This window comes from Gottfriedia sp. NPDC058432 (assembly GCF_042721555.1).
In the GTDB taxonomy this organism is placed as follows: Bacteria; Bacillota; Bacilli; order Bacillales; family Bacillaceae_G; genus Gottfriedia.
The window spans coordinates 1-1211 of record NZ_JBHXLC010000064.1 but is presented as its reverse complement, the minus strand read 5'-3'; the positions used below and the strand labels follow the sequence as shown (position 1 = coordinate 1211).

The following is a 1211-nucleotide window of genomic DNA, read 5'->3' as shown; positions in this document are numbered from 1 at the left end:
GTTGGGCAACATTGAATTTAAGGGGTGTTTTTTATGGCAAAAAAAGGGCAAACGTTTCAAAAATATACATTAGAAATTAAGAGTGAAGCAATTCGATTAAGGGAACAAGGCTATTCATCTCAACAAGTAGCTGACAGATTAAATATTATAAGCAAGGACACAGTTAAGACTTGGTGGAGGAAATACCAAAGAGATGGTCATGCATTTCATCTTGATAATCGAGGTCACAAAAAAGAATACACAGATCAAGAACGATACATTAAAAGATTAGAATTAGAGAATGCCGTTCTAAAAAAGTTTCAGGAAATCTTGGTGAAGGAGGGAAAAAGTTAAAGTACCATGTAGTAGATAGCTTAAGAAATCAGTTCAAGGTAGAGGATTTATGTAAATTTTTAGGTGTGTCTCAAAGTGGATATTATAAGTACAAAAAGTCCATTAAGGAGAATAAAGATAAAGATCTAAAAGAGTTAATTCTAAGATTATATGAGGGTTCAGATAAACAATGGGGATATCGATATATACACATGGAACTCGTTGAAGAATACCAATTGAAAATTAATCATAAACGAGTATACAGACTATGTAAGGAGCTTGGGATTCAATCAATCATTAGGAAAAAGAGAAAATATCCTAACTATAATAACTATCGATTAAAAGAGCCAGAAAACATAGCTCCTAACCGATTAAATAGAGATTTTACAGCTATTAAACCAAATCAAAAGTGGGTTACAGACATAACTACCTTCCAAGTAGGAGAAGAAAAATTACACTTATCAGCGATATTAGATGTATTTAACAATGAAATCATTGCCTATGAAATGAGTAAAAATACACCGACTCTATTCGTTATAAAGACGGTATATCAAGCAATTCAAAAAGAAAAGGATGTGCAAAATGTTATTCTCCATAGCGACAGGGGAACACAATACACATCCAAACTATACCAAGATACACTGGAAGCTTACGGAATTAAGTCCAGTATGTCTCGACCAGGCAATCCTTATGATAATGCCTGTATAGAGAGCTTCTTTTCTCATTTGAAAACAGAAGCTTTCTATCCCTATTCTGTACAAAATAGAGAGGTTTTAGAAGCAATAATTCATAAATACATCTATAAATATAACAATCAGAGAAGACAACGAAGATTAAATAGACTATCTCCAGTCAGTTTTAGACATCAACAACTAGCTTCTTAAGCACGGAAAAACTAG

The 1211-nt window shown here is 32.8% G+C and carries 2 protein-coding genes; both read left to right on the top strand.

Translation table 11 applies throughout. The features are described from left to right. The first annotated feature begins 33 nt into the window (after window positions 1-33). Window positions 34-333, top strand: coding sequence for a helix-turn-helix domain-containing protein (locus ACFWM3_RS24970; RefSeq protein WP_390313404.1), 300 nt, complete (start codon window positions 34-36; stop codon window positions 331-333). After that, window positions 267-1196, top strand: a complete 930-nt coding sequence (locus ACFWM3_RS24965) for an IS3 family transposase (RefSeq protein WP_390313405.1) — start codon at window positions 267-269, stop codon at window positions 1194-1196. Before ACFWM3_RS24970 ends, ACFWM3_RS24965 begins: the two co-directional genes overlap by 67 nt. The last annotated feature ends 15 nt before the right edge of the window (window positions 1197-1211 follow it).